The organism is Vreelandella nanhaiensis (assembly GCF_003990185.1).
Classification (GTDB): domain Bacteria; phylum Pseudomonadota; class Gammaproteobacteria; order Pseudomonadales; family Halomonadaceae; genus Vreelandella; species Vreelandella nanhaiensis.
The window spans coordinates 199548-215522 of record NZ_RZHF01000025.1; the positions used below are offsets into that span (position 1 = coordinate 199548).

At 57.6% G+C, this 15975-nt stretch carries 12 protein-coding genes; 8 read left to right on the forward strand and 4 right to left on the reverse strand.

Features of this window, described 5'->3' with window-relative positions; genetic code table 11:
• Positions 1 to 91 precede the first annotated feature (91 nt).
• From typA to ELY38_RS16315, 6 genes are all read left to right on the forward strand, one after another.
• A complete protein-coding gene (gene typA, locus ELY38_RS16290; protein WP_127063242.1) occupies positions 92 to 1918 on the forward strand; it encodes a translational GTPase TypA in 1827 nt (608 codons plus the stop codon).
• 362 nt (positions 1919 to 2280) lie between these two features.
• Positions 2281 to 3729, forward strand: coding sequence for a sodium-dependent transporter (locus tag ELY38_RS16295; protein ID WP_127063243.1), 1449 nt, complete (start codon positions 2281 to 2283; stop codon positions 3727 to 3729).
• Between the two features lie 45 nt (positions 3730 to 3774).
• On the forward strand, positions 3775 to 4545 hold the full coding sequence (locus tag ELY38_RS16300; protein WP_127063244.1) for an ABC transporter ATP-binding protein: 771 nt from the start codon (positions 3775 to 3777) through the stop codon (positions 4543 to 4545).
• 89 nt (positions 4546 to 4634) lie between these two features.
• Positions 4635 to 5363, forward strand: a complete 729-nt coding sequence (locus ELY38_RS16305) for an ABC transporter ATP-binding protein (protein ID WP_422822346.1) — start codon at positions 4635 to 4637, stop codon at positions 5361 to 5363.
• 15 nt (positions 5364 to 5378) lie between these two features.
• Positions 5379 to 6386, forward strand: coding sequence for a branched-chain amino acid ABC transporter permease (locus ELY38_RS16310; protein ID WP_127063245.1), 1008 nt, complete (start codon positions 5379 to 5381; stop codon positions 6384 to 6386).
• Entirely contained in the window at positions 6383 to 7708 is a 1326-nt protein-coding gene (locus tag ELY38_RS16315) for a branched-chain amino acid ABC transporter permease (protein ID WP_127063246.1), read from the forward strand. The genes ELY38_RS16310 and ELY38_RS16315 overlap by 4 nt, the downstream gene beginning before the upstream one ends.
• A 79-nt stretch (positions 7709 to 7787) precedes the next feature.
• Here ELY38_RS16315 and ELY38_RS16320 read toward each other — a convergent pair whose 3' ends face one another.
• From ELY38_RS16320 to ELY38_RS16330, 3 genes are all read right to left on the reverse strand, one after another.
• Positions 7788 to 8999: an ABC transporter substrate-binding protein gene (locus tag ELY38_RS16320; RefSeq protein WP_127063247.1), complete on the reverse strand. Its 1212-nt coding sequence runs from the start codon at positions 8997 to 8999 to the stop codon at positions 7788 to 7790.
• Positions 9000 to 9120: 121 nt separating this feature from the next.
• Positions 9121 to 10674, reverse strand: coding sequence for a phospholipase D family protein (locus ELY38_RS16325; protein WP_127063248.1), 1554 nt, complete (start codon positions 10672 to 10674; stop codon positions 9121 to 9123).
• Positions 10667 to 10903 (reverse strand): hypothetical protein, encoded by a 237-nt coding sequence (locus ELY38_RS16330; RefSeq protein ID WP_127063249.1) that lies wholly within the window; start codon positions 10901 to 10903, stop codon positions 10667 to 10669. Before ELY38_RS16330 ends, ELY38_RS16325 begins: the two co-directional genes overlap by 8 nt.
• A gap of 67 nt (positions 10904 to 10970) precedes the next feature.
• Here ELY38_RS16330 and ELY38_RS16335 point away from each other — a divergent pair, with 67 nt between their 5' ends.
• Both ELY38_RS16335 and rapA read left to right on the forward strand, forming a co-directional pair.
• The gene (locus ELY38_RS16335; protein ID WP_127063250.1) at positions 10971 to 11774 is read left to right on the forward strand and encodes a TlpA disulfide reductase family protein; all 804 of its coding nucleotides are present in this window, start codon (positions 10971 to 10973) and stop codon (positions 11772 to 11774) included.
• Positions 11775 to 11889: 115 nt separating this feature from the next.
• The gene (gene rapA / locus ELY38_RS16340) at positions 11890 to 14835 is read left to right on the forward strand and encodes an RNA polymerase-associated protein RapA (RefSeq protein WP_127063251.1); all 2946 of its coding nucleotides are present in this window, start codon (positions 11890 to 11892) and stop codon (positions 14833 to 14835) included.
• Positions 14836 to 14845: 10 nt separating this feature from the next.
• Here the strand turns inward: rapA and ELY38_RS16345 are convergent, their stop codons facing one another.
• Positions 14846 to 15754: a TIGR01777 family oxidoreductase gene (locus ELY38_RS16345; RefSeq protein WP_127063252.1), complete on the reverse strand. Its 909-nt coding sequence runs from the start codon at positions 15752 to 15754 to the stop codon at positions 14846 to 14848.
• Positions 15755 to 15975 lie beyond the last annotated feature (221 nt).

Below are 15975 nucleotides of genomic sequence, written 5' to 3' on the forward strand. Positions count from 1 at the left end.
TATTGACTTGATGCTTTATTTAAGACAGCGCTGGTAGTCGACCGCACCGACACCCTATAATGCCGCCCTATTTTCCCAGCAGGATCGCGTCGTGATCGAGAATCTTCGTAACATTGCCATCATCGCCCACGTTGACCACGGCAAAACTACCTTGGTAGACAAGCTGTTAAGTCAATCGGGAACACTAGACCGCAAGGCCGAAGGCCAAGAGCGGATTATGGACTCTAATGACCAGGAGAAAGAGCGCGGCATTACCATCCTGGCCAAAAATACAGCCATTCAGTGGCAAGATGGCAATGGTACGGGCTACCACATCAATATCGTTGACACCCCTGGGCACGCTGACTTCGGTGGTGAAGTAGAGCGCGTCATGTCCATGGTGGACTCGGTTCTGCTGCTGGTGGACGCGGTTGACGGCCCAATGCCGCAAACCCGTTTTGTTACCCAGAAAGCCTTCTCTCAGGGCCTTAAACCTATCGTGGTTGTCAACAAGATTGACCGCCCTGGCGCGCGCCCTGATTGGGTTATCGATCAGATTTTCGACCTGTTCGACAACCTGGGTGCCACCGACGAACAGCTCGACTTCCCGATCATCTACTGCTCGGCGCTCAACGGTATTGCCGGCATGGATCCTGAAGCGCTTGCCGACAACATGGACCCGATGTTCCAGGCCATCGTTGATATCGTTGAGCCGCCGAAAGTTGAAGTTGACGGTCCCTTCCAGATGCAGATTTCTGCCCTGGATTACAACAGCTACGTTGGCGTTATAGGTCTTGGCCGTATCAAGCGCGGCAGCGTCAAGCCGGGGCAACAGATAACCGTGATCACCAAGGAAGGCAATACCCGTAAAGGTAAAGTCGGCCAGGTCATGACCCATATGGGTCTGGAGCGCGTTCAGACCACCGAAGCTACCGCGGGCGACATCGTCTGCATCACCGGCATCGAAGATCTGGCGATTTCCGATACGCTATGCGACAACAGCGCCGTTGAAGCTCTGCCGCCGCTTTCCGTTGACGAACCGACCGTGTCCATGACCTTCCAGGTCAACGACTCGCCGTTCGCCGGTAAAGAAGGCAAGTTCGTGACCAGCCGTAATATCAAGGATCGCCTTGATCAAGAGCTGATCCATAACGTGGCGCTGCGCGTTGAACAGGGCGAAACCCCTGAGAAATTCACGGTTTCCGGTCGTGGTGAGCTTCACCTGTCAGTACTGATCGAAACTATGCGTCGTGAAGGCTTTGAGCTGGCCGTTGGTCGCCCCGAAGTTATCATCAAAGAAATCGACGGCGTGAAGCAGGAGCCCTACGAAGAGGTCATCATCGACTGTGAAGAGCAGCACCAAGGCTCGATCATGGAAGAGCTTGGCTACCGCAAGGGTGAAATGACCAACATGAACCCGGATGGCAAGGGCCGTGTTCGTCTGGACTTCATCATTCCAGCACGTGGCCTGATCGGCTTCCGTGGTCAGTTCCTGACGCTGACCTCCGGTACCGGCATTCTGACCAGCCGCTTTGATCATTACGGCCCGCTGAAGCCTGACGCCTCTATCGAGCGTCGTAACGGCGTACTGGTCTCCATGGTAGGCGGCAAGGCACTTGCCTATGCGCTGTATGCCCTGCAGGAGCGCGGCAAGCTGATCATCGATCACGCCACAGAAGTCTACGAAGGCATGCTGATCGGTATCAACAACCGTGCCAACGACATGGTGGTCAATCCGACCAAGGGTAAGAAACTCGATAACATGCGCTCAACCGGTAACGATGAAAACATCGTGCTGACGCCGCCGATCAAGTTCACCCTGGAGCAGGCCATCGAATTCCTGGATTCCGATGAGCTGGTGGAAGTGACGCCAACGCATATCCGCCTGCGTAAGAAACACCTGACCGAGAACGAGCGTAAGCGCGCTGGCAAGAAATAAGTGCTTAAAGCAAGTTCTTGAAAAAAGCGCTTAGTGCAAGCGCTCAGGAAAGACCCTAAAGCCCGCCCTCGTGCGGGCTTTATCGTGCCTGTCTGCTCATTTTTCCCCGCATTATTGATTTGCTTACACCACCAACTGCCCCGGTAAACGCAGCCTAAACGGTAGGAGGCTGGCAAGTGGCCGCTTTCTATCGCAAAGTAGGGTTAAGCAAGCGTAGAACTAAGTAACCCCAAAAATACGCAGCCATAGAACTGATCGACTATAGCGCTAAGCACTTTTTGGCAGGTGCAGCAAGCTGGCCTTCTTCATTTCGGTGCTTGGATAGCCTTCCTCACCAACACCAGCACATGGACACCGAGCACATGAGCGGTCACAACGTTTGGACGCACAAAGGTACGTTTCTACTGGCAGCGGTGGGCTCCGCCGTCGGGCTTGGCAACCTGTGGCGCTTCCCTTACCTGATCGGTGAGAACGGCGGCGGGGCGTTCATTTTAGTGTACGCACTGACCATTTTTGCCGTTGGCATCCCCATTCTGATTGCCGAAATCATGCTTGGCCGCACCAGCCGCCGCAGCCCGATCATGGGCATGCGCCATCTGACCAAGACGCACCGCACCTTCCGCTTCTGGGAGTCAATCGGCTGGCTGGGCGCCGCCGCCGCTTTCCTGATTTTGAGTTTCTACTCGGTGATTGCCGGTTGGGCAATTCACTACACCTGGCTGATGTTTACCGGCTCGCTGCTCGAAGCCGATGCGCAAGCCATCAGTGAGGGCTTTACCGCTCTACTCGCCTCACCCGCCTTGATGACGCTTTATCACACCCTGTTTATCGGTTGCTCAGGTGTCATCGTGGGAATAGGCATTCATAAAGGCATTGAATCGGGGTTGCGCATCATGATGCCGGCGCTGTTCGTTATTTTACTGGTAGTGCTGGCGTATAGCGTGATTAACGGGGATATCGCGGCGGCGGCACGTTTCCTGCTCACCTTTAACGTTGCCAACTTGAGTATTGAAGGGTGGCTACAGGCCATGGGCCAGTCGTTTTTCACCTTGAGCCTCGGCATGGGCGCCATCATGGCCTACGGTGCCTACATGACCAGCGAAATCTCGCTGACCCGCACCGCCATTGCCATCGCTTTTATCGATACTGCGGTTGCCATGGTGGCGGGCCTAGCTATTTTTGCGCTGGTATTTGGTGCGGGGCTGGATATCGCTCAAGGGCCGGGGCTGATGTTCATCACGCTGCCAATGGCCTTTGCCGAGATGCCCATGGGCGCCCTGATTGGCGGCGTCTTCTTTATTCTGGTGCTGGGCGCGGCGCTTAGCTCGTCCATATCGCTGATCGAGCCGGTGGCCGCCTACCTGGTCGAGCGCTTTGACATGACCCGCCCCCAAGCGGTCGCCGTGATGGTGATAGCGGCTTGGGCGATGGGGTTGCTCACGGTCATCAGCTTCAATATTTGGGCGGAAGGCTCGATCTTCCACGCTCTGTTCGGGCGCAGCGCATTTGAACTTATTGAGCTTTTGACCAATGTCTTTATGCCCCTGGGTGGGCTTATGATTGCCCTCTTTGCTGGTTGGGCCTTGACCCAAACGGAAGTCAAAAAAGAGCTCGACACCAGCGCCACGTGGTTTGTCACTTGGCGGTTTCTGGTGCGGTTCGTTAGCCCCGCAGCGGTTGCGTTCGTGTTCTTGCGTACGCTTCCCTACGTACAGGGCTACCTGGTGCCAGCAACAGGCGCGTTGCTTCTAGTCAGCCTGTTTGCGCTGGGCCAGCGATGGATCGCCAAACGTCGCCAACTCACACAATAATAGCCATGGCCGGGCCGCTCATGTGGCCCTAAGCGCGGGGATGCGATGATACCTCTTATTGAAGTTCAGCACGTTAACAAGGCTTTCGGCGGCCTGCAGGTTATCAATGACTGCTCGATCAACGTCGAAAAAGGGTCTATTACCGGCATGATAGGACCTAACGGTGCCGGCAAATCCACGCTGTTCAACCTGATTGCTGGCGCGCTCACGCCGGACAGTGGCCGCGTCATTCTGGATGGCGAGGATATTACCGCGTTGAGCGCCGACCAACGGTTTCATAGGGGCCTGCTGCGAACCTTCCAGATTGCCCATGAATTCAGCCAGATGAGCGCGCTTGAGAACCTGATGATGGTGCCTCCCCGTCAGGCAGGAGAAAGCTTGTTCAGTACCTGGTTCAAGCCAGGCCAGGTACGTGAAGAGGAAGCCCAAGTACGCCGACGTGCCCTTGAGGTAATTGAGTTTGTGGGCCTGCATCACGTACGCAACGAGCTAGCTGGTAACCTTTCCGGTGGTCAGAAAAAGCTTCTGGAGCTCGGCCGCACCATGATGACCGATGCCAAGGTGGTACTGCTCGATGAAATCGCCGCTGGCGTCAACCGTACGTTGCTGGGCGATCTGATCGGCAATATTGAACGCCTGAACCGCGAGATGGGTTACACCTTTCTGGTCATCGAACACGATATGGACATGATTGCCCGGCTATGTGATCCCGTCATTGTACTGGCTCAGGGCAGCGTGATGGTTGAGGGGCATATTCAGGATATCCAGAACAACCCAGACGTCATTGAAGCCTATTTCGGCACCGACGCCGCTTAAGCGGCGCCTTGCATAAAAGCTACGAAAAAACTAAGACAAAAAACCAAGACAACATGCCGCGTGAAAGCGGCGCTGCGAGACACTTTTCTATGTCATTGACGATGTCATCAACGACGCCATTACTTGAGGCACGCGACGTACACGGTGGCTATGGCGGCATGAACATCCTTAACGGGGTGAACATGGCGCTACAAACCCATGAAGTGGGGGTGATTGTCGGACCCAACGGTGCGGGAAAATCCACCATGCTGAAAGCCGTGTTTGGCCTTTTGAACGTCACCCAAGGCGAGATTCTGCTTAACGGGCAGCCAATCCATAACCTGCCGCCCAATAAGCTGGTTGAACGAGGCATGGGCTTTGTCCCCCAGGAGAAAAACGTTTTCCCGAGCCTGACGGTCAAGGAAAACCTGGAGATGGGTACCTACCTTAAACCCCAAAACGTCAAGCGCATGCTGGAACAGGTGTACGCCTTTTTCCCACCACTGGTCGAAAAGCGCCACCAGCCTGCGGGCGAACTTTCCGGCGGCCAGCGCCAAATGGTTGCCATGGGGAGAGCACTGATGGCCGAGCCGAGTCTGCTGTTGCTTGATGAACCCACCGCTGGGCTTTCACCGCTCTACATGAACGAGATCTTTGACCGGGTCAAGCAGATCAACGCCGCCGGGGTAGGAATTCTGATGGTCGAGCAGAATGCCAAACAGGCGCTCGCCATTGCCGACAAGGGCTTTGTACTGGCTGCGGGACAAAACCGCTTCACTGACACCGGGGCGGCCCTGCTTGCCGACCCTGATGTCGCCAAAAGCTTTTTGGGCGGCTAGCCCGGGGGAAAACACGTGAATGAACTGGTCTTTTTTATCAACAACGTCATTATTGCAGGCAGCGTCACAGGCTCCATTTACGCGATTGGCGCGATTGGCGTGACGCTGATCTTCAGTATCATGCGCTTTGCTCATTTCGCCCATGCTGACATGATGACCTTCGGCGCATTTATGGTGCTGTTGCTGACCACCCTGTTTCCGGCGGCAGGTGCCAGCATTGGCGTACCCACGGCGCTGGTCATGCTCCCCCTGGCCATGCTGCTGACGGCAACACTCGCCGTAGGCATCGACAAAGCGTTCTATAAGCCCCTGCGCGTTCACGGCGTCAAGCCGATCGTACTGGTGATCGGCTCACTTGGCGTGACGCTCATGCTGCAAGGGCTTATTCGTCTCTTTTCCGGCACTGGCGGGCAGAGCCTGTACGTGGATGACCGCAAGGAAATCTTTCGCCTGGCGCTGCCCTTTGAAGGCGCTCGTGCGCCGATCGTGATCACCGAGCCGCAGCTTTACCTGTTTGTGATTACGTTGGTGGCCGTGGTGGCGCTGCATGTGTTTCTCAACCGCTCGCGGCTGGGCAAGGCGATGCGCGCCATGTCGGATAACCCGGAGCTTGCCCAGGCCTCGGGTATCAACACCAATACGATCGTGGCGGTTACTTGGGTGATTGCCGGTGGTCTGGCTGCTATTGCCGGCACGCTGCTTTCCCTGGATGTGACCTTCAAGCCCGACCTTAGCTTCTTCCTGCTGCTACCGATCTTTGCCGCAGCGATTGTGGGTGGGGTCGGCCATCCTTACGGTGCGATCGCGGGGGGCTTTGTGGTGGGCTTTGCCGAGACCCTGGCGGTATTTAACTGGAACGTGCTGCTGCGCCCCTTTCGCGACAGCCTGCCCACGTGGCTGGAATTGCCTTCCAACCTCGCCTTTGTGGGTACCGAGTACAAGATTGTGGTGCCATTTTTCATTCTGGTGGCCATTCTGGTATGGCGTCCTACCGGCCTCTTTAAAGGCAAGGTGATCCAATGAGCAATTCAACAGAAACCCGCGACCCGACCTATACGCCGCGTGACGCCACGCCAGCACGACGCTTTCCTGTCCGTGAGGTCGTGCTGTTTGGCGCGCTGATGGCAGCCATCCTGGCGGTTTATGCGCTGATGGGTGCGGCCTACAGCACCCGTATGCTGGTAGAAGCCGCCTGCTACGCCATTCTGGCGCTGGGACTGACCATTCAGTGGGGCTACGCCGGCCAGTTCAATGCCGGGGTAATGGGTTTTGTGGCTCTGGGCGGCTTTTGCGCCATGCTGTTCAGCGTGCCGGTGAACAATGCCTTCTGGGGTACGGAACTTCCCGGCGAGCTGGGCCGCGTGCTTCTCTACGGCGTTGCTGCCACTTTTCTGGTAGTGGGCGCCAGCCGGCTTGACCGCCTGGGCGTGCCCAGAAAATTGCGCACCCTGATTACCGTAGTGTTGGCGCTCGTGCTTTACCTAGTGATCATCAGCCAGCTGCGCGAAGTGACCAGCCAGATTCAGTCTCAGGCAGGCTTTGTGGGTGGCTTTGGCCTACCTGCCTGGGTGGGCTGGATAGTCGGCGGGGCGCTGGCTGGCGGCGTGGGTTATTTTATCGGCCATGTCTGCCTGGGACTGCGCAGCGATTACCTAGCCATTGCCACGCTGGGCATTGCAGAAATCATCAAGGCGTTTTTGAAAAACTCCGACTGGCTGACCCGGGGCACTGCGACGGTATCGCCACTGCCCTGGCCAACGCCTGGCCCGGCGGAGCTTGGCTTTACCCTTTCGCGAGCAATCTATCTTTCGATCACGGCGATGGTAATTGCCGTGATCTTCTTTCTGCTTCATCGCGCCTATCACGCCCCCTGGGGGCGAATGATTCGGGCAATCCGTGACAATGAAGTATCTGCTGCGGCCATGGGCAAGGATATCAACAAGCGACGGCTGGAAATCTTTGTGCTCGGCTGCATTCTGATGGGCCTGGGCGGCGGCATGCTGGGAACGTTCAACAGCCTGTTCGACCCGCAGGGTTACCTGCCGCTCAACCATACATTTCTGGTGCTAGTCATGGTGATACTCGGTGGCCCCGGCAATAACCTGGGCACCATTTTTGGCGCAGTGGCGGTGTATATCATCTGGATCATGTCGGAGCCTTTGGCGCTATTTGTGATGGAACTGATCGTAAGCTTTGGTGAAGGCACTTTCGGTTGGGACGCGCCAAACAATATGGATAGCCGGGCGCTGCAGGCCCGAGTGCTGGTCATCGGCATGCTAATCACCCTAGTGCTGCGCTTTGCGCCCAAGGGGCTGTTACCTGAGAAAATCGCTCATCACGGCTGATACCAGACGCACTAAAAAATCCTCGGTCAAAGACCGAGGATTTCAGGCTTAAATAGCACATTTCTGCATCAGGCGGACCTTACAGATCGACCTGTCCTTTGCTAGTAAAAGTGCCGTTCTCGACGACCATTTCCAGGACCACGCCGGGGACATCACCATTTTCATCAAAATCGTGGGAGCCAGAGGCGCCTTCGTAGTTGATTTCGGTACCCGCAGCAATCAGCTCGACCGCCTTCTCCCACTCGCCGGGCAGAATCACCTCGCCTGGGGCGCTGGAAACGTTGCGCAGTGCCTCGGCTAATCCTTCACGCTCGGCGCTACCATTTTGCTCAATGGCAAGCGCCAGCAGGAAAGCGGCGTCATACGCCTGGGCAGCAAAGACGGCGCTGGGGTCAAAGCCTGCAGCTTCGGCGGCCTCGTTGAAAATCGGCGTGCCGGGGAGATCCGGGCTGCCCGGGCGCGTGGCGATCATGCCGTCCAACACGTCAGCGCCGATCGCTTCGATCAGACTGTCGCCTACCATACCGTCGGCACCCACGTATTGGGTAAACATGCCGCTTTCATACGCCTGGCGGAGCACCGTCTGGCCCGAGGTATCGGCATACGCCAGCACAACCAGCGTATCGACGCCGCTTGCCGAGAGTGACCCCAGCTCAGAGCGGTAATCAGCGCGGTTATCTTCATGGGCGAGATTTTCGGCAACCTCGCCGCCACCAGCCTTAAAGGCCGCGCTAAACGCATCGGAAAGGCCGCGCCCGTAGTCGTTATTCACAAAGGTGACGGCTACGGCGTCGATGCCTTTATCAAGCAGTAGCTTGGCGAGTATTTCACCCTGGAAAGCATCTGAGGGTACGGTGCGGAATACCAGGTCGTTATCATCAAGCTCGGTGACCGCAGGTGCCGTGGATGCCGGTGACACCATGACCACGCCCCCTGGAACCGCAGCGTTATTGGCCGCGGCGATGGTCGCCCCGGTGCAAAGCGCCCCGACAATCGCGGTTACCTGTTCGGAGTTAACCATACGGTCAGCAGCGTTAGAGGCCGCCGAAGCATCCGAACAAGTCGTATCACCTGAAGGCATGACCAGCGTTTGCCCTTTCAGGATACCGCCCTGTTCGTTTATTTGCTGAACGGCAAGCTTCGCGGCTTCAAAGATAGGTGGTGTAAGGCTTTCAATTCCCCCGGTAAAACCGCCCAGGAAGCCAATCTTGACATCCTCAGCCTGTGCAAGCCCCGTCATGAAAAGTGAAGAGGCCGCAACGGCGGTAGCTAATGCGCGTTTATTGATCATATTGTTTTTCGCTCCCAGTGAGGTATAAAGCCCCGCGCTAGAGCGCGGAAACTTTCTCTAATCTGGAACCACTACGAGGAAAACACAAGCAACGCTTTCTAACGTTTCTTTGATGCTGACGTTACAGCCAGCGCTCCAGTCGAAACGCATGGCTCAGCCAGGCATTAAAGTGCCGCCAGATGTTGCCCGGCTCGTCACTCAGCACCTGAGACTCACCACGGTGTTCAAACTCCCAGTTAATATTACCGGCATTGTCCAACACCACATGATAGCTGATGGCTGGGTCACGCCCTACCTCCACTAGTTCATGAAAGGCTTCCATCAGCGTGTCGCTGTTGACCAGCACCCCGACCTCGGTATTCCATAGCACCGAACGCGGATCAACGTTAAAAGAGCCTACGAACAGCTGGTCATCAAAGCTAATGGCCTTGATATGCAACGCGGACGCTGAAGCGCCGGGCACGCGCATCTCCTTTTCAGCATCGACCTCATCCGCCTCCTGCTCGGGGCGCAACTCATAGAGCGTGACACCATGCTCCAAAAGCGTTTGCCGCCAGGGGGCGTAAGCGCCGTGCACGACCGCGGCATCGGTGGATTCCAGCGAATTGGTGATCACCTCTACCTCAACGCCCTGGTCCGCCAAGCGGGTCAAGCGCCTAACGCCATCCTCGGTGGGTACAAAATAAGCGGAAATCAGCGTCAACCGTTTGGTGACCTGCGTATTGGCTATCAAGTCGCCCAGTAGCGTGGCCTGCCAGTCGGGCGTACCACTTTGAGCAAGCTTGCCTGGCGCATCCCACAGCGCCTGCGCCTCGCCCCAGTGCAGCGTTTCCCAGGGCGGTGTATCACGCGACTGTTGTCTCAGTTCGGAGAAGTAGGCGGAGTCGGCATTATCATTCAGCCACTCGTCAAGCTCATCCTGCAGCGCCTGCCAGGCGTTGGTCGCCACCTGATGATAACGCTCAATGGGCTGGGCCAGATCGTGGTTCCAGTAAAGATCAAAACCTTGCGATAGCTCTGGCACGATGTCGCCGACCGCCACCAAGTCCAGGTCGGCGAAATTACGTGAGTCGTTGGCGTCAAAATACTCATCGCCCAGATTGCGTCCACCCACAATCGCCACACTGTTATCGGCGATCCAAAGCTTGTTATGCATACGCCGCTGCTGCTGGGCAGGGTTGGTCACCGATGCCAGCACCCGGGTGAACAGATGCCCCCGCCCTATAGCCACAGGATTATACACCCGCACGTAAATCCCTGGATGGCTCGCCAGAGCTGCCAGACGTTCGCCCTGCCCGACAGCCCCCATATCGTCTACCAGTAGCCTAACGCGCACGCCCTCTTCGGCCGCCGTTAAAAGACGCGATAGCACCAGACTGGTGGTTTGCCCCTCACCCAGCAGATAGGTCTGAATATCCAACTCTTGCTGGGCCTGCTGAATCAACCCGGCGCGTACAGCAAAGGCTTCCTGCCCATTGGCCAGCAGGCCAAAGCCATCCGGTTCGGCATGCTCTGCCAGGGCTTGCTGGACCTGTCCACCCAGCCAGGTTTGCTGAGCCTGCTCTTGAGCGAGCGCGCGGTGATCTTCACGTACGACATCCTGAGTGCAACCGGTCAGGAGCACACAGATCATTCCCCCTACCCACCAACGGTGCTCCCCATGCCCACTAGGCATGGTCGTTATCGCCCAGCCGCTCTGCACGCTGCTTGCGCAAACGGTTATGGCGATACAACCGCACCAGGGCAATCATCAATGCGGCGACCAGCATGACGCCCAGCGTCAGCCCTTGCCAGGGTCTTGCGGCATCTCCCAGCAGTGTCTCCAGGGTGATAATAACGATCAGGCCCAACGCCTGGGAGCCGATGGCCAGCGCACGCAGGACATCAAAGGCGGGGTGAGGCATAGACAAACTCCGTAAATGACAGCTCTCGTGATATGGTCACTAGTGTACCTGCTTTATTGAGAAGACCATGAATGCCATTGCCCTTGGACCATTGTTGATTTCATTACCCAGGCTATACGCTATTGGCTGCGCCCTGCTTGTTTTATTGGCCGCGCGCTACCTACTGCGCCTGCCCTCCTCCACGCTGCAGCGCTGGTTCACCGGGCTGGTTATCGCCTGGCTGATAGGCGCCCGTATTGCGCATATCACGCTTCATCTGGAGAGCTATAGCGCCGATCCGCTTGATGCACTCAAGATGTGGCAGCCGGGCTACCATGTCATTGGCGGGCTACTGGCGGGGCTGCTCTGGACAGCGTTTGCGCTACGCAAGTACCTGGCAGGCCTGGTGGGCGGCACCGTCCTTTTGCTCGGCGCCTCCGGGGTGTGGCTTGCGTTGATATCGCTTGCTCCTTTAGGCAGCAACTTTGCCGTCAGCCAGCTGCCCGAGCTCAGCCTGGAAAATATCGACGGTGACGAGGTCTACCTACCTGCGCTTGCCGATAACAGTGACCGGGTCATCGTTAACTTATGGGCCACCTGGTGTCCGCCGTGTCGGCGTGAGATGCCGCTGCTTGAAGAGGTGGCCCAACATGAAGGGGTGACCTTGGCAGTGGTTAACCAGGGCGAGGATCTATTGCCTATTGTGCGTTATTTGGACGCACAGGACCTTCATTTTACCCACGCCCTGCGCGACCCGGGCCAGCGTCTGATGGCGTTGTTTGAAGCGCCTGGGCTGCCCACCACGGTACTTTTCGATGGCCAGGGCAATACATTGGATATCCACGTTGGTGAGCTTACCCGCGCCCACCTTGAGCGCTGGCTGGAAGATTGACGTCAATACACCTTAATCCCCCGCCACCTTTGCGTTAGAATCCCCCGCCCTGCTGCTGCCAATGGCGTGCCCTTGGCAGCGTATGACCCGTTTTTGTAGACTTCCCCGAGGCATCATGAGCGATTTTTCTCCCGGCCAGCGCTGGATTAGCGACGGTGAAGCCGAGCTTGGACTCGGCACCGTGCTTAACTGCGACGCCCGTAGCGTTACCATTTTGTTCAGTGCCAGCCAGGAAACCCGGACGTATAACACCCGCCAGGCCCCCCTCACTCGCGTGATGTTTGGCAGCGGTGACCGGGTGCTGTCTGCCGATGGCTGGCAGATGATCGTTGATGACAGTAAAGAGTCCCATGGCCTGATTACCTACATCGGTGAGGACAGCGAAGGCACCCTGCGTGAACTCCCCGAGGCCAAGCTCGCCGACACCATGCAGTTTGACCAGGCCCGTGACCGCCTGCTGACTGGCCAGGTTGACCGTAACGACTGGTTTGATCTGCGCTTTCGCACGCTGCATCACTTTCAGCGCATTGAGCAGCATAGTGCGCTGGGCTTTGCTGGTCCGCGCATCGACCTGATCCCTCACCAGCTATATATCGCTGATGAAGTGGCCCACCGTCACGCGCCTCGGGTTCTGCTTGCCGACGAGGTTGGCCTGGGTAAAACCATTGAAGCCGGTCTGATTCTTCACCGCCTGTTGCTGGCCGGACGCGTTGAGCGCGCACTGATTCTGGTGCCCGACAGTCTTACTCACCAGTGGCTGGTGGAACTGCTGCGCCGCTTTTCACTTAGCGTTAGCCTGCTGGATGAGCACCAAAGTCAGGCTCACGGCAGTGCCAACCCGTTCGAAAGTGCCCAGCTGGTACTGGCAAGCCAGGGCTGGCTGTTTGCCAATATTCACCGTCAGGATCAAGCACTGGCCAGCCGCTTCGACCTGCTGATTGTCGATGAAGCGCACCATCTGGATTGGAGCAGCGAAGGTAGTGGTCCTGGCTACCAGTGCGTCGAGCAATTGGCCGCTGAAATACCTGGCCTGCTGCTATTGACCGCGACGCCCGAGCAGATGGGCATTGAAAGCCACTTTGCCCGCCTGCGCCTGTTGGACGGCGAGCGTTACCACGACCTGGAACGCTTCAAGGACGAAGAGCGCCACTACAGTGCCGTCGCCAGTGCCATTGATGCCCTTGATGAGCTACCCGCCGCGCCAGATGCCCGTGCCCGCGTTGAGGCCGTCGCCGACGACCGCGACAGTCAGGCGCTGCTGGCCACGCTGTGCAACCCGGAAGCCAGTGCCGAGCAACAGGATGCCGCCCGTATTCAGCTGCGCGATGCCCTGCTTGACCGCCACGGCACGGGCCGAGTGATGTTCCGCAACAGCCGCCGTCATGTAGGCGGTTTCCCCGATCGGCGCTTGCACCTGGCGCCCCTTGAACTGCCTTCGGCCTATCGCCGGGTGCTGCGCCGTTTGGAGCGCGACGACGACTATCTGGACGAGCTTCTGATCGAAACCGGCATGGATCATCCGGATGTCTTGATCTACCCAGATGCCATGTATCGGGAACTCAGCAACGATCCGCTCAACGGCGAAGCCTGGTGGCATATCGACCCACGGGTTAACTGGCTGCTGGATAAACTCAGCGACGACAGCGAAACAGGTTTTGCCAACGACAAAGTGCTGGTAATTGCTCATCACCGCGAAACGGCCGAAGGCATTGCCGAAGGGCTGCGCGTGCTGGGCGGCTACCAGGCGCCGGTCTTCCATGAAGGGCTGTCGCTGGTTGAGCGTGACCGCGCCGCCGCCGCCTTTGCCGATGAGGAAGAAGGCGTACAGGTACTTGTCTGCTCGGAGATTGGCTCGGAAGGCCGCAATTTCCAATTCTGCCGCCATCTGGTCATGTTCGACATGCCCCAGCACCCGGACCAGTTGGAGCAGCGCATTGGCCGTCTGGACCGTATCGGCCAGAAGCACGCCATCGAACTCCACGCCCCGACCTTTACCGGCAGCCCCGGCGAGCGCCTGCTGCGCTGGTATCACGAGGGGATGGATGCGTTCAGCGCGCCGCACGGCATCGGCAGCGACCTGTTTGACGCCTTTGGTGACGCCCTGGCGGATGCGCTTCTGGACGACGAAATGCTGGATGAAATCATCCAAGAAACGAGGGAGATGTTTACCGCCAAGCTTGCCGAGCGTGATGCGGGCCGCAACCGCCTGCTGGAGCTGAATGCCTGCCGCCCGGCCCGTGCTCAGGAAGTCATTGAGGCGGTGCGCGAACTTGATGAAGACGCGGCATTGCCGCGCTATGTCGAGCGCGCCCTGGACGTATTCGGCGTCGATAGCCAGGAGATTGGCAAGGGGCTTTTCCATCTTCAGCCCAGCCAGCACATGCTTGACGGCCTGCCAGGCCTGGTCAAGGGAGAAGAGGGCTTTACCGCCACCTATAGCCGCGCTCAGGCGCTTGCCCGAGATGATATTCAGCGACTTTCCTGGGAGCATCCGCTGCTGCGCGAAATGATGGGCCGCGTGCTGGATGGCACCATGGGTAACACAGCTCTGGCCCTGTTGCGCCACCCCGCCATTCCCAGCGGGCGACTGATGGCCGAGCTTGTCTTCCGCACCCACTGCCCTGCGCCCAGGTCGCTGCACCTTAACCGTTTCCTGCCGCCGACCGCCGTGCGGGTACTGCTGGATGAGTCAGGGGCCAACCTGACCAGCAAGATCTCGTTTACCGGCCTAGGCAAAAATCTGCAAAAGGTCAACAAGTCACTGGCACGTGATCTGATCAAGAGCCGTCACGACCAGCTGCGCGAATTGCTCATCCAAGGGGAAGGCGAGGCGGAGCGCGAGTTGCCAAGCATTGTGGAAGCCGCCGAGACGCGCATGCGTAGCCAGCTGGACGCCGAGCTTGCCCGCCTGGCTGCGCTTGCCGAACACAACCCGTCAGTGCGTAGTGAGGAGCTGGACGCGCTCAAGCAGGAGCGCGTGGCGCTGAGCGAAGCAATTGAAAATACCCGCCTGCGTCTGGACTCCGTTCGGGTCATCATCACGGTTGACCCAAATGCCTGATGGGCCAATCTTAACGTTTTAAAATAGCGCTAAGCGCCTTGTCGAGTGTTGGGTATTGAAACTCAAAACCCGCCTCTTCAAGGCGCGCAGGACGCATATCCGCACCGGTTAACAGCAACCGGGACATTTCCCCAAGGCCTGCCTTTAAGACAAAGGCAGGTACCGGGAATATGGCCGGACGATGGAGCTTGCGGGCCAGGATTTTGGCAAACTCGGCGTTGGTGACCGGATGCGGTGCGCTGGCGTTGAAGACTCCGTTTAGTTCATTCTCTTCGAGCAGGAACATAATCGCCGACACTAAGTCGTCACGGTGAACCCAGGGCATATACTGCTCGCCACGGCCAAAACGCCCACCCAACCCCAGCTTGAACGGGGGCAGCATCTTCTCAAGCATTCCGCCACCAGCGTCCAGTACCAACCCTGTGCGTAGAATAGCCAAGCGTACGCCCAGCGCCTTCACCGGCTGTGCGGCAGTTTCCCATCGGGCACATAGCCGATGGGCAAATTCATCATGGGGAGCCGTTTCCTCGGTGACCATGCGCTTGCCCTGATCGCCGTAGTAACCCATGGCGGAACCGCTAACCATTACCTTCGGCACGGGCAGACCGCTGGTTATAAGCTGCTCGCACAGCGTTACAAGCTGGTGCGTGGCCTTGACACGTGATTCAACCAGCCGGTTTTTCTGCGCTTCGCTCCAGCGTTTTCCGGCAATGGATTCACCGGCGAGGTTAACGATGGCTTCTGGCGGGGAATCCATAAACCCAAGCGCGCTATCCCGAATATCACACGCCTGGGGGAGTTTTTTGCGTGTACGATCCGGGTAACGGGACACCACCTGCACGTTGTGCCCCTGAGCCAACAGCTTTTCACAAAGGCGTTGACCAACGAAACCGCTGCCTCCAGTTATTAATACACGCATAATACCCCTCCTGTAACGACCCGCTGATTACACCGCGAACAAGGCGCGCCACGTTAGCGTGACAGTTAGCAATCAGCCTCATATGGGTGGCTGCATGGGTTTGTTGAGCGCATTGTCACTAATGTGGTGTCACGTCTACTACCTATACACCAAATGTTTTATACGTCTATAAAAAATAGCTTTAGTAGTATTTGTGTAGAAGTTGCTAACGTTATATACAA